This window comes from Fervidobacterium islandicum, assembly GCF_000767275.3.
In the GTDB taxonomy this organism is placed as follows: Bacteria; Thermotogota; Thermotogae; order Thermotogales; family Fervidobacteriaceae; genus Fervidobacterium; species Fervidobacterium islandicum.
The window spans coordinates 823,109-841,428 of record NZ_CP014334.2 but is presented as its reverse complement, the minus strand read 5'-3'; the positions used below and the strand labels follow the sequence as shown (position 1 = coordinate 841,428).

At 40.2% G+C, this 18,320-nt stretch carries 17 protein-coding genes and 2 riboswitches; of the genes, 4 read left to right on the top strand and 13 right to left on the bottom strand.

Annotated features, from left to right (window positions below; translation table 11 throughout):
* Positions 1–1,197 (top strand): glucoamylase family protein, encoded by a 1,197-nt coding sequence (locus NA23_RS03945; protein WP_033191029.1) that lies wholly within the window; start codon positions 1–3, stop codon positions 1,195–1,197.
* A gap of 281 nt (positions 1,198–1,478) precedes the next feature.
* Positions 1,479–2,420: a DUF4382 domain-containing protein gene (locus NA23_RS03940; RefSeq protein ID WP_033191030.1), complete on the top strand. Its 942-nt coding sequence runs from the start codon at positions 1,479–1,481 to the stop codon at positions 2,418–2,420.
* A gap of 39 nt (positions 2,421–2,459) precedes the next feature.
* Here NA23_RS03940 and NA23_RS03935 read toward each other — a convergent pair whose 3' ends face one another.
* From NA23_RS03935 to NA23_RS03880, 12 genes are all read right to left on the bottom strand, one after another.
* The gene (locus tag NA23_RS03935) at positions 2,460–4,001 is read right to left on the bottom strand and encodes a hypothetical protein (protein WP_033191031.1); all 1,542 of its coding nucleotides are present in this window, start codon (positions 3,999–4,001) and stop codon (positions 2,460–2,462) included.
* Between the two features lie 37 nt (positions 4,002–4,038).
* Positions 4,039–4,827 (bottom strand): ABC transporter ATP-binding protein, encoded by a 789-nt coding sequence (locus tag NA23_RS03930; RefSeq protein WP_407918648.1) that lies wholly within the window; start codon positions 4,825–4,827, stop codon positions 4,039–4,041.
* Positions 4,828–5,154: 327 nt separating this feature from the next.
* A complete protein-coding gene (ribH, locus tag NA23_RS03925; protein ID WP_033191032.1) occupies positions 5,155–5,646 on the bottom strand; it encodes a 6,7-dimethyl-8-ribityllumazine synthase in 492 nt (163 codons plus the stop codon).
* A 3-nt stretch (positions 5,647–5,649) separates the two neighbouring features.
* Complete coding sequence (locus NA23_RS03920) at positions 5,650–6,834, bottom strand: bifunctional 3,4-dihydroxy-2-butanone-4-phosphate synthase/GTP cyclohydrolase II (protein WP_033191033.1); 1,185 nt, start codon at positions 6,832–6,834, stop codon at positions 5,650–5,652.
* Positions 6,792–7,394 carry a riboflavin synthase gene (locus NA23_RS03915; protein WP_033191034.1) on the bottom strand — a complete coding sequence of 201 codons (603 nt, stop codon included), beginning with the start codon at positions 7,392–7,394 and terminating at the stop codon, positions 6,792–6,794. Before NA23_RS03915 ends, NA23_RS03920 begins: the two co-directional genes overlap by 43 nt.
* Complete coding sequence (ribD, locus tag NA23_RS03910) at positions 7,379–8,479, bottom strand: bifunctional diaminohydroxyphosphoribosylaminopyrimidine deaminase/5-amino-6-(5-phosphoribosylamino)uracil reductase RibD (RefSeq protein ID WP_033191035.1); 1,101 nt, start codon at positions 8,477–8,479, stop codon at positions 7,379–7,381. The genes NA23_RS03915 and ribD overlap by 16 nt, the downstream gene beginning before the upstream one ends.
* A gap of 94 nt (positions 8,480–8,573) precedes the next feature.
* Positions 8,574–8,711, bottom strand: a riboswitch (FMN riboswitch).
* A 79-nt stretch (positions 8,712–8,790) separates the two neighbouring features.
* Positions 8,791–9,792: a FecCD family ABC transporter permease gene (locus NA23_RS03905; protein ID WP_052107040.1), complete on the bottom strand. Its 1,002-nt coding sequence runs from the start codon at positions 9,790–9,792 to the stop codon at positions 8,791–8,793.
* A 3-nt stretch (positions 9,793–9,795) separates the two neighbouring features.
* Complete coding sequence (locus NA23_RS03900) at positions 9,796–10,704, bottom strand: ABC transporter substrate-binding protein (RefSeq protein ID WP_033191036.1); 909 nt, start codon at positions 10,702–10,704, stop codon at positions 9,796–9,798.
* 60 nt (positions 10,705–10,764) lie between these two features.
* Positions 10,765–10,935: riboswitch (cobalamin riboswitch) on the bottom strand.
* Positions 10,936–11,005: 70 nt separating this feature from the next.
* Positions 11,006–11,398 (bottom strand): hypothetical protein, encoded by a 393-nt coding sequence (locus tag NA23_RS03895; protein ID WP_033191037.1) that lies wholly within the window; start codon positions 11,396–11,398, stop codon positions 11,006–11,008.
* A complete protein-coding gene (feoB, locus tag NA23_RS03890) occupies positions 11,395–13,296 on the bottom strand; it encodes a ferrous iron transport protein B (RefSeq protein ID WP_033191038.1) in 1,902 nt (633 codons plus the stop codon). Before feoB ends, NA23_RS03895 begins: the two co-directional genes overlap by 4 nt.
* Positions 13,293–13,829, bottom strand: a complete 537-nt coding sequence (locus NA23_RS03885) for a FeoA family protein (RefSeq protein WP_084384034.1) — start codon at positions 13,827–13,829, stop codon at positions 13,293–13,295. The genes feoB and NA23_RS03885 overlap by 4 nt, the downstream gene beginning before the upstream one ends.
* 52 nt (positions 13,830–13,881) lie before the next feature.
* Positions 13,882–14,031, bottom strand: a complete 150-nt coding sequence (locus tag NA23_RS03880; RefSeq protein ID WP_249477138.1) for a hypothetical protein — start codon at positions 14,029–14,031, stop codon at positions 13,882–13,884.
* Between the two features lie 135 nt (positions 14,032–14,166).
* Between NA23_RS03880 and NA23_RS03875 the strand changes: the two genes are divergently transcribed.
* Both NA23_RS03875 and NA23_RS03870 read left to right on the top strand, forming a co-directional pair.
* Positions 14,167–15,486: a glutamine synthetase family protein gene (locus NA23_RS03875; RefSeq protein ID WP_033192391.1), complete on the top strand. Its 1,320-nt coding sequence runs from the start codon at positions 14,167–14,169 to the stop codon at positions 15,484–15,486.
* Positions 15,483–17,231, top strand: a complete 1,749-nt coding sequence (locus NA23_RS03870; RefSeq protein ID WP_033191039.1) for a YgiQ family radical SAM protein — start codon at positions 15,483–15,485, stop codon at positions 17,229–17,231. The genes NA23_RS03875 and NA23_RS03870 overlap by 4 nt, the downstream gene beginning before the upstream one ends.
* Here NA23_RS03870 and NA23_RS03865 read toward each other — a convergent pair.
* On the bottom strand, positions 17,218–18,303 hold the full coding sequence (locus NA23_RS03865; RefSeq protein WP_033191040.1) for an alanine/ornithine racemase family PLP-dependent enzyme: 1,086 nt from the start codon (positions 18,301–18,303) through the stop codon (positions 17,218–17,220). The genes NA23_RS03870 and NA23_RS03865 overlap by 14 nt on opposite strands.
* Between the last annotated feature and the right edge of the window lie 17 nt (positions 18,304–18,320).

The window sequence follows — 18,320 nt, the reverse complement described above, 5'->3', positions numbered from 1 at the left end:
GTGCGAGTAAAAGACATTCTCGATTTAGAAGAAAAACTGTCTTTTGAATTCTTTTGGAACGAAGTCTCTGAAACGGAAGAGGGCTACGGTTTGATTGTTGACAATACGCGTGATAATAATGTAGCAAGTATAGCTTCCGTTGGTTTTGGGCTGAGTGCTATACCAATCGGCATTGAAAATGGCTGGATATCAAGAGATGAAGGATATATCAGGGCTTTAAAAACTCTGGAAACGTTTCTTAATAACGTTGAACATTCACATGGTTTCTTTATTCATTTCGTGAGGATGAAAGATGGAAAAAGAACTTGGCAATCAGAAGTCTCAGTTATAGATACGGCCTTGTTTCTGATGGGCGCACTTGTGGCTGGTGAATATTTTGGTGGAGAGGTGTACGAGCTATTTGAATCTATATACTCAAGGGTGGAGTTCCCATGGTACTTGGACAAAGAAAGAAACCAGTATTACATGGGGTATAATTACGAGAGAGGATTTTGGGGGCATTGGGATGGTTATGCGGAACAGCTCATTATGTACGTTCTCGGTGTGGCTTCACCTACTTTTCCCATAGATTCCTCAGTGTATTATTCTTTTGAGCGAAAGAAAGGAAAGTACAAAGATTACGAATTAATCTACACATATACCGGTTCACTATTCACATACCAATTTTCACATGCATGGCTTGATTTTAGAAATATCGTCGATAAAGAAGGTGTTAGTTGGTTTGAAAATTCAACGTTGGCAACTTTAGCCAACTGGGAATTTTGTAAAGATATGCACAGCGTTTACAAAACGCTGCATGAAAAGTCGTGGGGGTTAACTGCTTGCGATTCTCCGGACGGTTATCGGGGAGACTTCGGTGCTCCACCCTCTGCTAATAACAACTCAACTCACAAGACAGATGGCACTGTCCCCCCGTGTGGAGCTATTGGTTCAATAGTCTTTACCACTGCAATTGTCGAAGAAGCAGTACGCTATTACTTTGAAAAGGTTCCCCAGTTGTGGGGAAAATATGGTTTCAAGGATGCTTACAACATGGATAGAAACTGGGTATCACAAATTTACATCGGAATAGACAAAGGTATAGAGATACTCATGATTGAAAACTATAAGACACAACTTATTTGGGATATCACGATGAGAAACAAGTACATAAAAGATGGACTTCAGAAACTGGGTTTTGAAGAAAGAAAACAATGAAAAATGCCTCCGAGCGGAGGCATTTTTGTTTCAGGTTCTCTTCGCTACATGGGAGGGGAAGGGGGGTACTGGGGTTTCAGCGGTTCAAGACTGGTAACTATTTGATTAAATATCTATGTGACACTCTGATTGTATTCTTTTATCCTTAAAAAATCCTTAGAATTCCCAATAAATTTTTCTAAGGTTTTTCTAAGCTTTTCAGTAATAAAATATATATGATCATCAGAAGTACGCTTATACAATTCCGTTAGCTCAAATTTCATGTAGGAGGAGGTGTTTGTATGAATAAGATGCTTTTCATATTTGCAATGAGCGTTCTGGTACTCGTACTCTTCAGTTGTAGTCAGCTCAACCTCTTTGAGCCAAAGTCTAAGATTTCAGTCATTTTTTCATCAGCTGTTGAAGGCGAGGGTGACGTCACAAAAGTCCAAGAATACTCTTCGTATTCTTCTACAGTATTACAGGGACTGAACAAAAGAGAGGAAGCACCATGGATCAAGGATATACAACACCTATACGTTAAGGTTTCCAAATTTTCATACAAGTATTCAACGGGTCCCGGAGCTGGAAAATGGGCAACTCCCACAACTGTTGAGAAAGTTATCGATTTTACAGCCCTTGATAGCGAGACCGAATGGCTGAAGTTCGATGTTCCAAAAGGAGCAGTTATAGTTGCCCTTGCACTCGAAGTCACACAAGCAACAGTAACTATAAATGACCAGAGTTATCCAGTAACTATTCCAGCTGAAAAGGCAAGAGTTGTTCTTCCAAACCTCAACTGGGAAGTCAAAGATGATTCTTCGGAGATTGTCCTGAGCATTGACTGGAGCAGGAGTATCATAAAGTCAGGTCCGACAAGTTACATGCTTGTTCCAAGGGTTGCATACAGATGGCGGGGAACTCTTAAGTACTTATGGGCTATCTACGGGGATATAAAAGTTAACGAAGCCACACCAACCGAACCACTACTTATCGGTCTGTTCGAAGGAACAGATACAAGCGCTACACCGACGGTTTTGAAGTTGATACCTCTCAGGAACGAAGGCAAGTTCTGGCTTGGTAAACACGAAAAAGGTATATATACTATTGTTGTTTGGGACAACCTAACTTGGGAATTTGAAGATGAAAAATACGTGATTTCTGCAAGAAAAGCAACGGAAACCACATTTGAGCACGGTAAGGAAACAGCACATACAGAACTTCACTTGGCTTATAGTAAATAAAGGAAAAAGCCCCGACGGTCAACCTCGGGGCTTTTTATTTTAGTCAGTTTGAATTAAGATTCTTCTGAGTTTTGTATAATAGAGATAAATCAAAACAAATAAGGTAACTACAGAACCTATGAGTGTTCCCCAGCTTGCTAATATTTTCCATCCCTCTAACTTTGCTTTTGATATGAATAAATTCATTGGGAACAGTATTCCAAGAGCTATTCCAAGCATTATTCCTTCTATTAAGAATGTGGCTCCGACTGAGAACGGCTGATTCTTTGCTTTACCTGGGCTTTTGAGGCTGTAGTATGCTCCCACCAAAGCACTGAGTATAAACAAAGCAAAAGATATTGCAACGTAAATCAATGAAGTAGACGAAAATCGCCCAAACAAAGCCGAAACAATTGTGATAATAATGAATAGTGAAATGTTTATAAATACAGGTATCATGAGTTTAGGGAGTATGAGATTTTTTGGCTTTACTGGGAATGTTCTTACAACAGCTTTGTATTGCATCTCGTTCGCCGTTAAAATTCCAGACTCGATTGCACAGTAGATCCCAGCAATTGCGACGAAAGGAGTTACCGAGGCTATTGGAGAGTTTGAAGTAAAAAACATGAAGAGTGAGAAGAGCGCTGGATAAAGGATAAGGAATATGAACTGTTCATTTCTAACCAACAGTTTCATATCTTTCCAAAGTATGCCACCCATTTTCGATGAGTACGATTCTTTTCTAAAATAGTCTTTTCTTTCCCTCACCTTACCACGTGTGCTTTCAAAACCCACAGTACCAGCAAGTTTCCAGAAAATAAACAGTGCTATTATGGATACAGTTAGTATCACCATCGTATTTGAAAGCTTTTCCGAATATGTCCATATGAGTATGTTGTATTTAGAACTCGCAAAAGATAACAATCTTATAAAGTTTTCATTTTCTCCGAGATCTTTTATGCCAACATCTTGGAAATACATGAAACCAAGGTATATGAAGATAAGTGAAAGTAGTATTATGGTGTTCAATATTCTAAGGTATCTCTTCGATGTTACACCGCCAAATAAGACAGCCAGCACGGCAGAGATACTTGAAAGAAAGACCAAATGAATTATAGTTTGGATTATGAATGCTAATACGTTCTGCTTAATACTTATGGCGTACGCTAACGCGGTTGCTACGAAAAATCCAAGTGTAAAAGCCTGACTTGAAAGCGTCACGATTAAGTAGTACAAAGTTATTATGTTTCTTTTTATTGGTAATGTAAGGAGGAATTCCACGTCTTCGTTTCTTGAAAAAGCGTACATCCCGGTTCCAACGAACCCCACCACGTAAAAAAGAGAGAATATTGATATAGTCAGAAAATAAAAGGCCTTAGCAACATCTGGAATAGATACCAACGTCTTGTAGATTTGGTAATTTGAGACGTAAATGAATATCGACATCGGAAGAGTGGAAAAAAGCAATACGATAAGATATCTTAATCCCTGGTTTATCGAACTCTTTGACTCTTTTTTCTTTCTTCTCTTTGAACTTTGTTGTTGATTTTGTTGCATCAAACTGAGTCCGATGTATTTGAGTAATATATTTAGCTCTCGCATACTTTTCACCCTCGGCTCGGAAAATTCTAGGTTTCAATCAAAGATTTTCGACAATTTCTTGAATATCTTCGGTAGCGGTGAGTGAGAGGAATATATCCTCCAAGGATTTACCATATCTATCCTTCAATTCCTCAACCGAACTTTCTGCAATTACTCTTCCTTTGTTTATTATCGCAACTCTGTCGCACATCTTTTCGGCAATTTCAAGTATATGTGTTGTCATGAAGATTGTTGTACCTTCGCTTGCATATTTTCTAAGAAGCTCCTTAAGTATTCTTGCGCTTTTTGCATCCAATCCTACTGTTGGTTCATCCAAGAACAAAACTTCTGGCTTTCTCATTAAAACCGAAATCAGCATTAGTTTCTGTTTCATACCATGCGACATTTCCCCAACAAACTTTGAAAGATAATCCACACCAAACGCATTACACAGCTCTTGTATTCTTTCCTCCAACTGCTTTTTATCCAATCGATACACTGCAGCGATGAAATCCAAAAATTCGTACCCTTTCAAGTGTTCGTAAATTTTTGGTTCATCTGGTACAACACCGATTCTTCGCTTTATCTCAACCTCGCTATCTTTCATGTCAAGTCCAAGAATTTCCACTTGACCACTCGTTGGCTTGAGGACACCAGTGAGCATTTTTATGGTGGTTGTTTTTCCCGCACCGTTTGGTCCAAGAAAACCAAATATTTCGCCATTTCTTACTTCAAGGTTTATACCATCCACTGCGGTAAAATCACCAAATTTCTTCACAAGACCGACGGCTCTGATAGATATCTGATTCATAAATTCATCGGCTGCAAACACATTCATTTTTGACATCGTATGCAGGCAGCCGCTTCCCTCCTTTCTAACATCCGTGTTTTACTTCTTTGCTCAAGCTTTAATTCTGTGTGCTATAAAGTATCACTAACCTTTTTGGTAAGCATACTGAATTAAAAAAAGCTAACTACCCGAACGATTTGATAACGGGCTTTTTTTAATTATACCACGTTTACCTAGTTTGGCCAAGACCTAAAATTTTTTCGCTTAATCTTTCTTAAGGTCTTCTATTTAATTATACCACGTTTACCTGAGGCTTAGCTACATTGATTCTACGATTCGAATTAGAAAATCATCAGTACCCTTGCGTTAGTTAAAATATGCTTTTTACTTTAACTTTGAAATCATCCTTTTCAAATTAGCCATCTCGAGAGCTGCTAATGCAGCTTCAAATCCTTTGTTACCACTCTTAATTCCGGCACGATTCAACGCCTGTTCAACCGTTTCGGTTGTCAAGACACCGAATGTGATTGGTACACTCGAAGTCATGTTGAACTGGGCTACAGCTTTTCCTATTTCGTTTGCAACGACGGTGAAATGATATGTCTCCCCTTGAATAACAGCACCGAGGACAATTATTGCATCAAATTCTTCTGAACAATTTCGAACCAGTTCGTTCAATACAAAGATGACTTCCATACTTCCTGGGACGCGAATAACAGTGATGTCTTGTTCTTTGACGCTGTGTCGTTTCAAGCAATCGACTGCGCCTTCGAGTAATCTTTCAGTAACTGTGCTGTTGAATCTTGGAACGATGATTGCAAATCTCATATTTGTTCCCTCATAGCTCCCCTCGATGAATCTTAGTTGTTCTTGCATTTACTATACCTCCTTTTCGAATAATTCTTCAAGCTGATGATGAAACTTTATTAACTTGGTTTTTAAATAGAACTCGTTGTACCTTGTTATCTCCCCGTAAAGTCTTTCTGAATGTCTTATCCTAATTCCGTATTTTTCGAGTTCATCTACTTTTTCTTTGTTGTTAGTCAAAAGAATTACTTCCTCAACGCCGAGGGCTTTTAACATTTGGTAAGCGGCAGCGTAATCTCTTTCGTCCGGCTTGAAGCCAAGTGCTATGTTCGCTTCGTGCGTGTCGTATCCAGAATCTTGAAGGTTATACGCCTCTATCTTTTTTGATAAACCTATCCCACGACCTTCCTGCCTCAAGTACAATAAGATGCCACCTTTCTCTGAGATCTTACGCAATGCGTTTGAAAGTTGACTTCCGCAATCACATCTTAGGGATAAGAGCGTATCGCCGGTAAGACATTCGGAATGTACCCGTACGTATGGTGTTGTACCTTTTTCCCACTCTTTCAAGAGTGCTATGTGTTCTTTGTGGTCCAAATTGTTTTCAAATGAAATGATTTTGAATTCACCGAATCTTGTTGGAAGTCTTGCTACTGACTTAACTTTCATAAGTTCTGTATTCTTGACATAGAATCTCCATATGCCCGATATGTTCAAAACTTTAAGTCCGAATTTTTTTGCTAATTGGAATACGTGCTCAATGTTGTGTGATTCACCGTTCTCATCAAGGATTTCCGTTATCACACTGAATGGTTTGAAACCGGAAAGTTTCATAAGTTCTACCGAAGATTCACTGTGCCCACGTCTCATTGTAAAGTCTTTCGCACCTATCAATGTGACATGACCTGGGTATCTGAAATCTGAAAGCGTCGTTTGAGTATTTGCAAGTTGTACACAAGTTTGCGCACGTTCAAAGGCGTTAATTCCCGTTCCGTTTCCAAAGTCTATTGGTATGAAATAATTAGCGTTGTAGTTGGTGGGAAGTTTGAAAAACCCCCTTTTTAAAAGGTTTTCCTCCGGCCCCACGATGCAAAATAGACCTTTTCCATATTTGAAAAAGAACTCTGCCACACTCTCATTCATGAGCTCAGCAGGAAAGACGAGGTCTCCTTCTACTTCTCGTTCATCATCCAATATGATAATAGGCTTGTTATTCAGAAAATCATTCCTAATTGATTCAAGAAGTTTTTGTTCCATGAATCAAGCACCCCTTTCACGTATCTGGACATTATGTCAATCTCGTAGTTAACAGGTTCTCCTAATTTGAGGTGTTTCAGATTCGTGTTCTCAAGAGTATGAGGTATTACTTGAACTTCAAACGTTTCTTCAAAGACGTTTGCAATTGTAAGGCTCACACCGTTTATGGCGATTGAACCTTTTGAAACCACTGCCCAGCTTTCCTTTGGCTTTTCGAATACCATTATTAGAGAATTTTTCGCTGTTCTTTTCGAAAGAAATCGAACAGTTCCATCTACGTGCCCGGTCACAAAATGTCCGGAGAGCGACTCACCAACCCTCAATGAGCGTTCTAAGTTGAAATATTTTCCCAGCCTAAGGTTTGTTTTCCTTAGTGTTTCTTCGCCAACATCGAAATATAGCTTTTCACCAGCTGAGACCACTGTTAGACACACACCGTTAACCGCTATACTTTCTCCAATTTCTGGAATGCTTTGTTCAGTATTCCAAGGATTTTCAACGATGAGTCTTTTTCCATCAAAGTAACCTTTGCAGACAAATTGGATTATTCCGGTGAACACCTTTTCATCACCACCATCAGTTCTCTCTTGCTTTTTGAAACTTTGACGGAAGTTATTGAAAAATTTATATCACTATGTTCGATTTTTCTGCTTAGATTTTGGAATACACTTTTTCCAACCCCGAATGTCTTTGTAGCGTAAAACGCGTAGATCTCATCGCTGAATTGTAAAAATTGAGAAAAAATGCTGGCACCACCCTCTACCAAAACCGAATCTACACCCATTTTCCCTAAGATTTGCAAGACTTTTGTAGGTTCTGTTTCGTTTAAAATTCTTACATGGTCAAGTGCAAGTGTTGAGTTTGTCTTTGCGGTATTTGTAAATACAAATACTTCTCTGCTAAATTCAGGCCTAAAGATATTAAACGACGGATTGTTGAGTGTCACACCTTCTTTGTCCAACACTACTACTTTTGGATTTTTGAGCTGAGTTTTGGAACTCTCAAAGCGAACGTTAAGTAAGGGATCGTCTTTGATAACTGTATTTGCCCCAACAAGTATCGCACTGTGAGTTTTTCTTAACCTATGTACTTCTTTGCGAAGTTCTGTTGTTATCCATTTCGAGTTACCATCTTCATCGGCTATCATCCCATCAAGCGTCGCTGCGTACTTTAAAGTAACGTACGGTAATCCTGTGGTTATATATTTTAAAAAGAACTTAGTCAGCTCTTTAACGTCTTTTTCTAAAATTCCTATTTCAACATCGATACCGTTCTTCTTGAGTTTCTCTAAACCGTTTCCACTTACCGGGTTCGGATCCAAAGTACCGATAACGACTCTTTTAATACCGCTTTCTATTATCGCATCGGTGCAAGGAGGTGTTTTCCCGTAATGGTCGCAAGGTTCAAGTGTAACGTAAAGTGTAGCTCCCAATGTTGAGTGACCTTTTCTTTTTGCATCAAGTAACGCTTCCCGTTCCGCATGTCGTCCTCCGTAACGTTTATGATACCCTTTCCCTATGATTTCTCCGTCTTTCACAATAACTGCTCCCACTGGAGGATTAGGATTTACACATCCAAGACCCTTTTTCGCTAAGTTAATCGCAAGTTTCATGAAGTACTCGTCTTGTAATTTTTTGGCACGCATGTCGAAACCATACCCCCTTTGTATAGTAAGAAAAAGCCCCGAGAAATACTCTCGGGGCAATTTATCTACGAACAGTTTTTTGTTCACAAACTTGTGCTACTCTCTCCCATCCGGACTTTCACCGTCGGCTCCGGAGTTCCACCGGATCAACCTTCTACCAAACTTTTGTATGGCAGAAGGCTCGCGGGCTTTCACCGCCGGTCGGGAATTTCACCCTGCCCCGAGAGTAGCTGGTGTATCTAGCTATTAAATTTTTAGTTCTATTCTTTACGCATACGTTTTATCACAATAAGAGGAAAAATCAAGAGTCTCTATTTTAAACTGCCGTTCTTAAACTTGAGCAAGAAGAACATGAACGGAGCACCTATTAGTGCTGTGATGATACCTACAGGTATTTCAACAGGATTCAGTAACGTCCTTGCCAGCGTGTCACAGACGGACATAAGCATACCACCTATGAGTATGGTGGCCAATAAGTTCTTACTGTGTTTCGGTCCTGCTACAATACGTGCCATATGTGGGACTATAAGCCCGACAAAACCGATGATTCCTGTTTTGGAAACAAAGGCTGCAGTAACAAATGAGCCAAGTAGATAGAAGAGCCATTTTAATGCTTCTACGTTGATTCCCAAACTTTTTGCTTCTTTCTCACCAAGGGTCATCACATCTAAACGTGTGCTCAATGCAAATGAAAGCAGTACAAGTACTCCAAGAGAAATCGAAGGTACTATCAAATCATGAAACGTTATTCCAGAAAATGTTCCATAAAGCCATACATGTCCGCTCACAAGTGTCTTGTTTGCTATGTTTAAAAGCAACATACTTCCAGCAGAAAACAATGTGCTAACAAGCACACCGCTCAAGACAAGGTGAACTGTTGGAACGACGCTTCCTTTTTTTGCTAAAACAATGGAAAGTGTAGATGCAACCAGGGCGAAGATAAAGCTCATCGTTGGAATGCTGACATGTGCTATTGAGTTCACAATGAAATATATAGCCAGAAGAGCTCCAAAGCTTGCGCCTGCTGAAGTGCCAATAAGATAAGGATCAACAAGAGGGTTTTTCATGATAGCTTGGAATATGTTACCGACCAAGGAAAGAGCTATGCCTGTCAAGGTAGCCATGAGAACTCTCGGCAATCTTAGGTTGAAAATTAAGTACCTTTCGGAAGTTTCTTCGCCGATTAGTTTGAATAACCTTATCGGACTTACGTAAACTGTTCCAAAGGATAAGTTTAATAAAAAAACGATAACAAAAATGACAGGGAGCAGATACCTCCCTGTCGATTTTAACCAGCGAATCAGCTTTTGCAAGAATTACTTACCTCCGTAGAAGAAGTTGTAGAATACTTCAAGATAATCGAAAAGATGCGGAGCAGCTTGGCTTACTTCACTGCCATCAACAATAAAGACTTTCCCAGTTTTTACAGCTTTCAAGCTTTTCATTATTGAATGGTTTTTTACAGCCTGTTCAACTTGCTTTGGATCTCCGTATGCGCCAATAATTATGATATCCGGATCTTCTTTTACGAGCCATTCCCAGCTTACCGATAACCATCCATTGTTTCCGCTGTAAGGTGCCGCGATATTTCGTCCACCGGCGATAACGATTAGTTCGTTCATATAGGAACCGGTTCCTGCGGTCCACAATTCTTTTACCTTGTCATCTGGAACAGTTATTGTGAAAAATACCGTGGGTCTTTTTTCCAATGGGATTTTCGAAGTTTTTTGTCCCATCTCGGTCATCTTTTGCCGGAGCTGATTTACAAGCTTATCGGCTTTCTCTTTAACGTTGAAGATCGCTCCCAACTGTCCAACAGCCTTTATTATATCGGTCAATGTGTTTGCATTGAGAACGTAAGCTGTCAACTTTGCTTTTTCTAACTTTTCTACTTCAGGAAACTGAAAACCACCGAACATTATAACGAGATCAGGCCTTAACGAGTAGATCTTTTCAATGTTGAGAGGGACCATATTACCGATGTTTTCTGCCTTCTGATAACTATCCCAAGCGGTGACACCTATAATGCGATTTTCTAATCCGAGTGCTTGTAAGTATCTTGTTGCGCTTGGTGCAGCGGAGACAACCCTCCTTGGTGGCATCGGAATGTTTACGATCCTTCCAGCGTCATCAACAACAGCGATCGCAAGTGACAGGACCGACGCAAGAAGCACGACAGCCAGTACAACTTTCCTGAAAGAACCTGAATCCAAAAGCTTCACCATACTAAGACACCCTCCCTCTTTGCAAAAATTTATCGCCATCCCCAGGCTACGTGGTGGATGGCAACCTTCCTCTGCATGCCAGGTCTCCCGACTCACGGATCATCCTACTCCCTGCACCTTCCCAGCTCCAACTGAGCCAGTGGCTTTCTGCAGGTTTCGTCCCCGCTCACGGTGGCGGCCCCGTGCCGGATTTTCACCGGACTTCCCTTAAACATGCAAAGGGAGGTTTATTTGACTTTTTCCTATATTATACACGAACAATCCAAAATCAACAACCACAATTTTTACTGACTTTACCCCTTTAATAATTTCTAACGGCTTTATTTCCGGGCTTCAAACCCACTTTTCTTAAGTAGAATACGTTAAACAAAGAGTATGCTCCTGTTATCAGAAGGATTATATCGGAGAGTGATAATTCATTCGGTCTTTCTCCAAACAAGAGATTCACAAATGAAATCAAATATCCCAAGAGAACATAACTGGCAGCTATGGTGAAAAGCACACTACCAACATAAAGGTGAGCTATTCTAAAAGAGTAAGACGTACTCCCAAATTCTCGAAAGGCAGTCAAAAAAATCAAGGTGAATGAGAAAATCACGAGCGAAAAGATGAAATCACCTCTTATTATGTACATTAAGAATGTCAGGAGTGAGAGGAAAAGCTCTAATCCTAAAATCTTATTCAGGCTTCTCATAAAATCACCCTTCCAATGCTGTAAACTATCAGAGATAGGATGTACGAAATGGATAAGCTATAAATCACGGCCAATAACGTGTATTTCCAGCTGTTTGTCTCGCTTTTGATTGCAGCGAGCGTTGCAAAACACGGCATATAACCGAGAACGAACACCATCAACGTTGCACCTATTACAGCATCAATTGATATATTTGCTACATTTTGGTAAAACTGCGAAAGTGACGATACGATAACCTCCTTAGCAACACCTCCAAAGATAAGGGATGCAACAATTTGCCAGGAGAACCCCAAAGGAGCGAATAAAGGTTGGAGGAACTTTCCAACTGTAGCAACAAAACTTCTCTCTATATCTCCATTGGCTGGAAAATAACTAAGCGCCCAAATAACAACACTAGCGACAAAGATGATCGTTCCTGCTTTCTCTAAAAAGTGCTTTCCTCTATTCCAGACGTACGTTAAAACGTTTGAAAGTTTTGGAAACCTGTACCTTGGTAGTTCCATAACAAGTGGAACCGCCTGGCCTTTGAGTATGAATTTGTTCACTAACCTTGAAGAGACTGCTGTAAGTAATAAGCTCAGAACGTATATGGCAAAGAATGCCTCAGCTTTATGGTTAGGGAATGCGATGCTAACAATCAGCAAGTAAACAGGGATTCTTGCACTACAGCTTATAAATGGAGAAACCAGTATTGTGGTTATTCTTTCTCTCTCGTCCGCTAGTCCGCGAGCTGCCATAACTGTGCTGACATTACATCCAAATCCTAACAGAAGTGTCATAAATGATCTCCCCGTAAGTCTGAGTGAGTACATGAGCCTATCAACGAGAAAGGCTATACGTGGGAGATAACCGCTTTCTTCCATAATACCAAGTGCGAAAAACAGTGCGAATATGCTCGGAACAAATGCTAAGACACTTCCAACTCCATTTATAATTCCTTGAGATACTAGCGATGTCAGTAATGTATCACTACCCACGGCATTTGCCAGTTTCTCGAAAAGGTATTCAAGAAGACCTACGAGAGGTTCGGAGACTTTAAATGTGAAGTTAAATGCAAGATACATAAGTGATATGAATATTGGGATACCTATAAACTTATGTGTTAAAACGTGATCAAGCGCTTCCGTGACACCAAGTACTTCTTCATTTCTCTTTATAGCCAGTTGAACAACATTTGAAATGTATTGGTATTTAACCAAAGGAATCTCGGTTTTCATATCGGGCGATATGCTATTCAAAATCTCATTTGCGCATTCCTTTTTGACAAAGTCATGGGCAAATTTATCACCTTCGATTATTTTTACCGCCATAAAGCGTTTGTTGAATTGTTCAGTCACACACTGCTCAAGTGACCTTATTTTTTCTTCGATCTCCTTTCCATAATCAAGCATTAGAGGTCTTGTTTGCTTTTTAAACACACTTATTATTTTTTCTTTGAGTTCCTCGATACCTTCGCCCGTATGAGCGGACGTGAGCACCACAGGAACTCGCAAATACGTTTCCAATGTGTTTTTATCTATCTTTATTCCATTCTTCTTCGCTTCATCGATGGCATTAAATACGGCAATGACGTTTAAACCCAATTCAACAGCTTCCAGTAACAGATATATCCCTTGCTCTGGACTCATGCTGTCTATAATAACCACTGTCACGTTTGGAGGAGAAAAAATCAAGTAATCTCGTGTAACTTTCTCGTCAACAGACGTTGCCGTCAAACTATATACCCCGGGTAGGTCAACAAAATGGAGTGTGTAGTCACCAAAAACAGTGGCACCTTCTATTCGGCTCACAGTGACACCCGGCCAGTTGGCTACATACTGACGTGCACCAACCAGCTTGTTAAATAAACTGGTCTTTCCAACGTTTGGATTCCCAAGCAATCCCACGGTGATAATCATTTGTGATCACCCTTTGTATTATCCTCCAAGTTCTTTAAATTTCCAGAATACTCGGATGTATTTCCATTTCGAGTATCGACTTGGCCTTGTTGATTTTGATGAACAGCTTTGACTAATATTTTCGATAGCTTTCCGAAACCTATATCGAATGTGCCAAGGGTGGTGACAACCTTCCTGTTTGGCAAAAGCGTTACTGTTGTTCCTTTTGTTATGCCAATTCTTGAAAGCCACCTGTGGATTCCAAATCCACCTACAATTTCATTAACGACGTATTGGCCGGGAACAGCATGTGAAAGAGGAAATACCGAATCGGTGAGTAAGTCGACCTCGACAAGTTCTGCTTCTGACTGTCTTAAACTGATAATTTTATTGAAGACCTTGTACATCCTTGGATCACCCATTGGTGCGCTCTTAATTACAGTTACTTTCACGCCAGGTAGAATTCCTATCGCTCTAAGTTTAGGAGATATATCGGAATCTCTAACGTGTTTTACAACAGTACTTGCACCAACGGGGACTTCAGACAATTTCACAAAGCTCACCTCTCTGAAAATTCGACAGATTCGCATTTTTTTGTTCTCAAATTTAGATTATCCAACCTATACTTTTTGCTTGTTGAGAATTGTTTTCAATAAGATTATACTTGATGAATTCTTTGATGTCAACAAAACCGAAGATTTTTAGATTTTCTATATAGATAAATGACAAATAAACGCTGTTATGAACACTTTTCATTGACGATAAGCCAAAAAAGTGTTAAAATACATGTATGATTATTCTTGCACATTCTTTCGCCAAAATAAGTCATTTGAAAAAACTTCGAAATCAAAAACATGAAGTGGGGGGTTTTACATGCGTACTATTAGGGAAATGTCTCGTGAGGAATTTTTTAGGTTTGTTGAGGAGAACCAAGTTAGGTTCGTAAGGTTGCAGTTCACTGATATTAACGGGATGATGAAGAATGTAGAAATCCCTGCAGATGAGCTCGAAGGAGCTTTGAACGGTGGAATTATGTTCGATGGTTCATCCGTTGAGGGTTTTGCAAGGTTGCATGAATCGGATATGTACCTTAAGCCGGATTTGAGAACTGTTGCGATGCTTCCCTGGACTTTTGATGGACACAGAAGCGCACGAATAATTTGCGATGTTTATAGTGATCCAGAACATCCCTTCGAAGGTGACCCACGGTACAGGTTGAAATTGGTTGAGGAAAAGGCACGAAAAATGGGATTTGTACCTTACGCAGGTCCGGAGGTTGAATTTTTCATACTTCCAAGGCAAAACAATCGGCCAGTTTTTGAATTTTTAGATAGTGGGAGTTATTTTGATTTACTTCCTGTGGATATAGCTGAGCATATAAGAACGGAAGTTTCAGTTCACCTTGAAGAAATGGGATTAGATGTTGAAACCACACATCACGAAGTTGCACCGTCGCAACATGAGGTTGATTTCCGGTATGCTGAGCCAGTAATTGCTGCAGACAATGTTCAGACGGTAAAGCTTGTGATTAAAACGCTTGCTATAAAGAATAATCTTCACGCAACGTTTATGCCAAAACCTTTCTTTGGCGTTAATGGAAGTGGAATGCATGTTCATATGAGTCTATTTACACTCGACGGTAGAAACGCCTTTTACGACGAAACCGCTCCGGATGGAATTTCTCAGATAATGAAATACTTTATCGGTGGACTTATCGCACACGCACGTGAAATAACCGCAGTAACAAATCCAACCGTCAACAGCTACAAAAGGCTCGTTCCTGGTTACGAGGCACCGGTTAACATAGCATGGAGCAAAGGCAACAGAACGGCATTAATTAGAATTCCCAAATCGAGAGGAAAAGCTACAAGAATCGAGTACAGATCACCAGATCCATCGTGTAATCCTTACTTAGCATTTGCCGTAATCTTGGCAGCGGGATTAGATGGCATTGAGAATAAGATAGAACCACCTGCTGCTGTTGAGGAGAACATCTATCAGATGTCGGAGAGTGAAAAGCAAAAACGTGGAATTCATAGGTTACCATCGAACTTAAAGGAAGCTCTTATTGAAGCAGAGAATAGCAAACTTGTCAGAGAAGTTCTTGGCGAGCATGTTTGGGAAAAGTTCTCGAGATTGAAAGAAAGAGAGTGGTGGGAATATTCAGCAAGTGTCACTGATTGGGAGAGAAGGAAATACGAGAACATATGAAAAATTCTGAAACAGGACTATTCCTTCCGACAACGGAAGAAGAAGTGAAAGCTCATGGTTTTAAAAGCCTAGATGTCATCTTAGTGACGGGTGATGCTTACATAGACCACCCGTCTTTTGGTGCTGCTTTAATCGCAAGGTTGTTAGAAAGCAGAGGCTACAAAGTCGGTATAATTGCTCAGCCTGAGGGTCCTGAGGATATAAAAAGACTCGGAAAACCAAATTTGTTTTTTGGAGTTACCTCAGGGAGCGTTGATTCTATGGTTGCGAATTACACAGCGTCACGTAAGAAGAGAAAATCCGACGATTATACACCTGGTGGTATTAACAACAAGCGTCCAGATAGAGCTGTTATCCAATATGTTAATTGGATTAAGCAAGCGTTCAAAGACGTAAAGATAGTTATTGGAGGTATAGAAGCAAGCCTTAGAAGATTCGCACATTATGATTGGTGGAGCGACAGAGTTAGAAAATCCATATTGCTTGATTCAAAAGCGGATATATTGGTTTACGGAATGGGCGAAAGGGCCATTTTAGAAATAGCGCAAAGGACTGCTTCTGGAAAAGATCTCGACAATATACGTGGAACAGTCATTTGGAAAAGTTCTCTGAACGTTTTGGAATCAGAGGAAAATGGTTTGGGTAACGTTAATCTACGCATAATCAAACTTCCTTCATACGAGGAAGTGGTGAATGATAAAAGAAAGTACGCGGAAGCATACCGTTTGATGGTTGAAAACACAGAACCTTTTAAAAACGTAGTCCTCGTTCAAAAGCACGATACAAGATATGTTATCCAGTATCCTCCTGCTTGGCCTCTTACGCAAAGGGAGTTGGATGAGTTATATTTACTGCCATATACAAGAAGAGTCCATCCTTATTATCTTGCCAAAGGACCAGTAAAAGCTATCGAGACTGTAAGATTTTCCATTACTGCTGTTAGAGGATGCTTCGGAAATTGTGCATTCTGCGCAATAACAAATCACCAGTCAACGCACGTTGTTTCACGCTCAACGGAATCTATTCTTGAAGAAGCAAGGATTCTTACAAAGATGCCAGAATTTCGAGGAACCATAGTTGATGTCGGTGGTCCGACAGCGAACATGTTTGCGTTATCTTGTTCAGTTCGAAATACCAAGGGACAATGTCCTAAGAATTGTCTTACTCCAGACATTTGTAAGATGGCTTTAAGTAGCTCATCGAAGAACGATGCCGCAGATGAATTCATTGAGCTTTTGAAGAAAGTCAAAAGTATTCCAGGTGTAAAGCATGTCTTCGTCGGTTCAGGCATAAGACACGACCTGATTCTTGCTTCTTTGAATGCAGATTACATAATCTCATCACTGGTAGATTTCACCTCAGGACAACTTAAGTTGGCACCAGAACATGCACACCCAGATGTCTTGAGAATCATGCGCAAACCACCTGTTGGATTGTTCTTGGAGTTTAAAAGACGATTTGAGGAAGCTGCAAGAAAAAAGGGCCAGAAAAAATACGTTATCGGTTATTTCATCGTTGCTCACCCAGGAGAAGGTGAAAAAGAGAATAAATATCTTCGAGAGTTCATCAAGAAGAATCTTGGATATGTTCCGCAGCAGGTGCAGATATTCACACCTACACCGGGAACACTAAGCACTACGATATATTATACAGGTCTAGAACCGTTTACAGGCGACGAAGTTTACGTAGAGAAAAAAGACAAGGTCAGAAATATCTTCAAAGAAAATATCGTTAATCTTCGATAAAAACTTTCTCTACATATGGACTTGTGAACGCTCTAAGTGCACATCCATAACTCATTCTGAATCTAACAATGTCTCCCGGCCTAAATTCCTTATCACTTTCCGTTGTATCTACAATGAGATGGTCGCTCGATGCGTGGAGCACTTTTAGGCCCTGTTCAAAAGGTATCAATCCATCTGGTTTCACGTCTTGTTCTCCTATTGCAAGTATGATTCTTTTTCTGAGGCCCCTGTCTTCGAACAGTGGCGTTCTTCCGAATGCGTCCTTCCCGATTTCTCCCACAGGAACGGATGGCTTGTAATCAACTTCCACCACTTCTGCCTCTAATATCACTGTATCTTGCCTCAGATAAGGGATATCTCTGTCTCCGGTGGCGTCGGTCCCAAGTATGATGCCTTCTCCAACTCTAAACTGGTTAATCCCATCTGGCAAGGTATTATCTTCCAACATTTTCAAAGTAACCGTGCTTCCACCACTTACAATGAGTTCATACCCCAAACGTGATTCGAGTGTCTTCTTGATTTCAACAAGTAACCCCATGTTTTCTTTCGTTGGTAATACACCACCGTAACAACCTAAGTTAGTTCCTATTCCCCTTAAAATCGCATGTTTCAAATTCCCAACAGTCGAGAGGATTTCTTCGACAGCGTTTTCAAACCAAACACCTTCTCGTAAATCTCCAACATCTATCATATAAATGATATTCACGTTCTTATCTAATTCTTTTGCACACCTGTCAATTTCAAGCGCGACTTGAGGCATGGAAACAAGAAATTCGTCAACCAGACGGATCGCTTTCGGGATTTCGGAAAGCATAGGGATTCTCAGCAACTGAAAAGGTCCAGGAATACCGGCGTGGTATAGATTTTCTATATTCTTCAAACGAGATTCTCCAATTTTGTCAACTCCAGCAGCTCTCATTGACTTTGCAATCAGTGGATTGCCTAAGGACAGTTTTGTTACTCCGACTAGTTCGATCCCTTTTGAATGACAGATTTCAACAACTCTTGAAGCGTTCTGCCTTATCGCAGATAAATTTATTATCATACGCGGATATATACGTTCTGGCTTCATAAGCTTCCTCCTTCCGT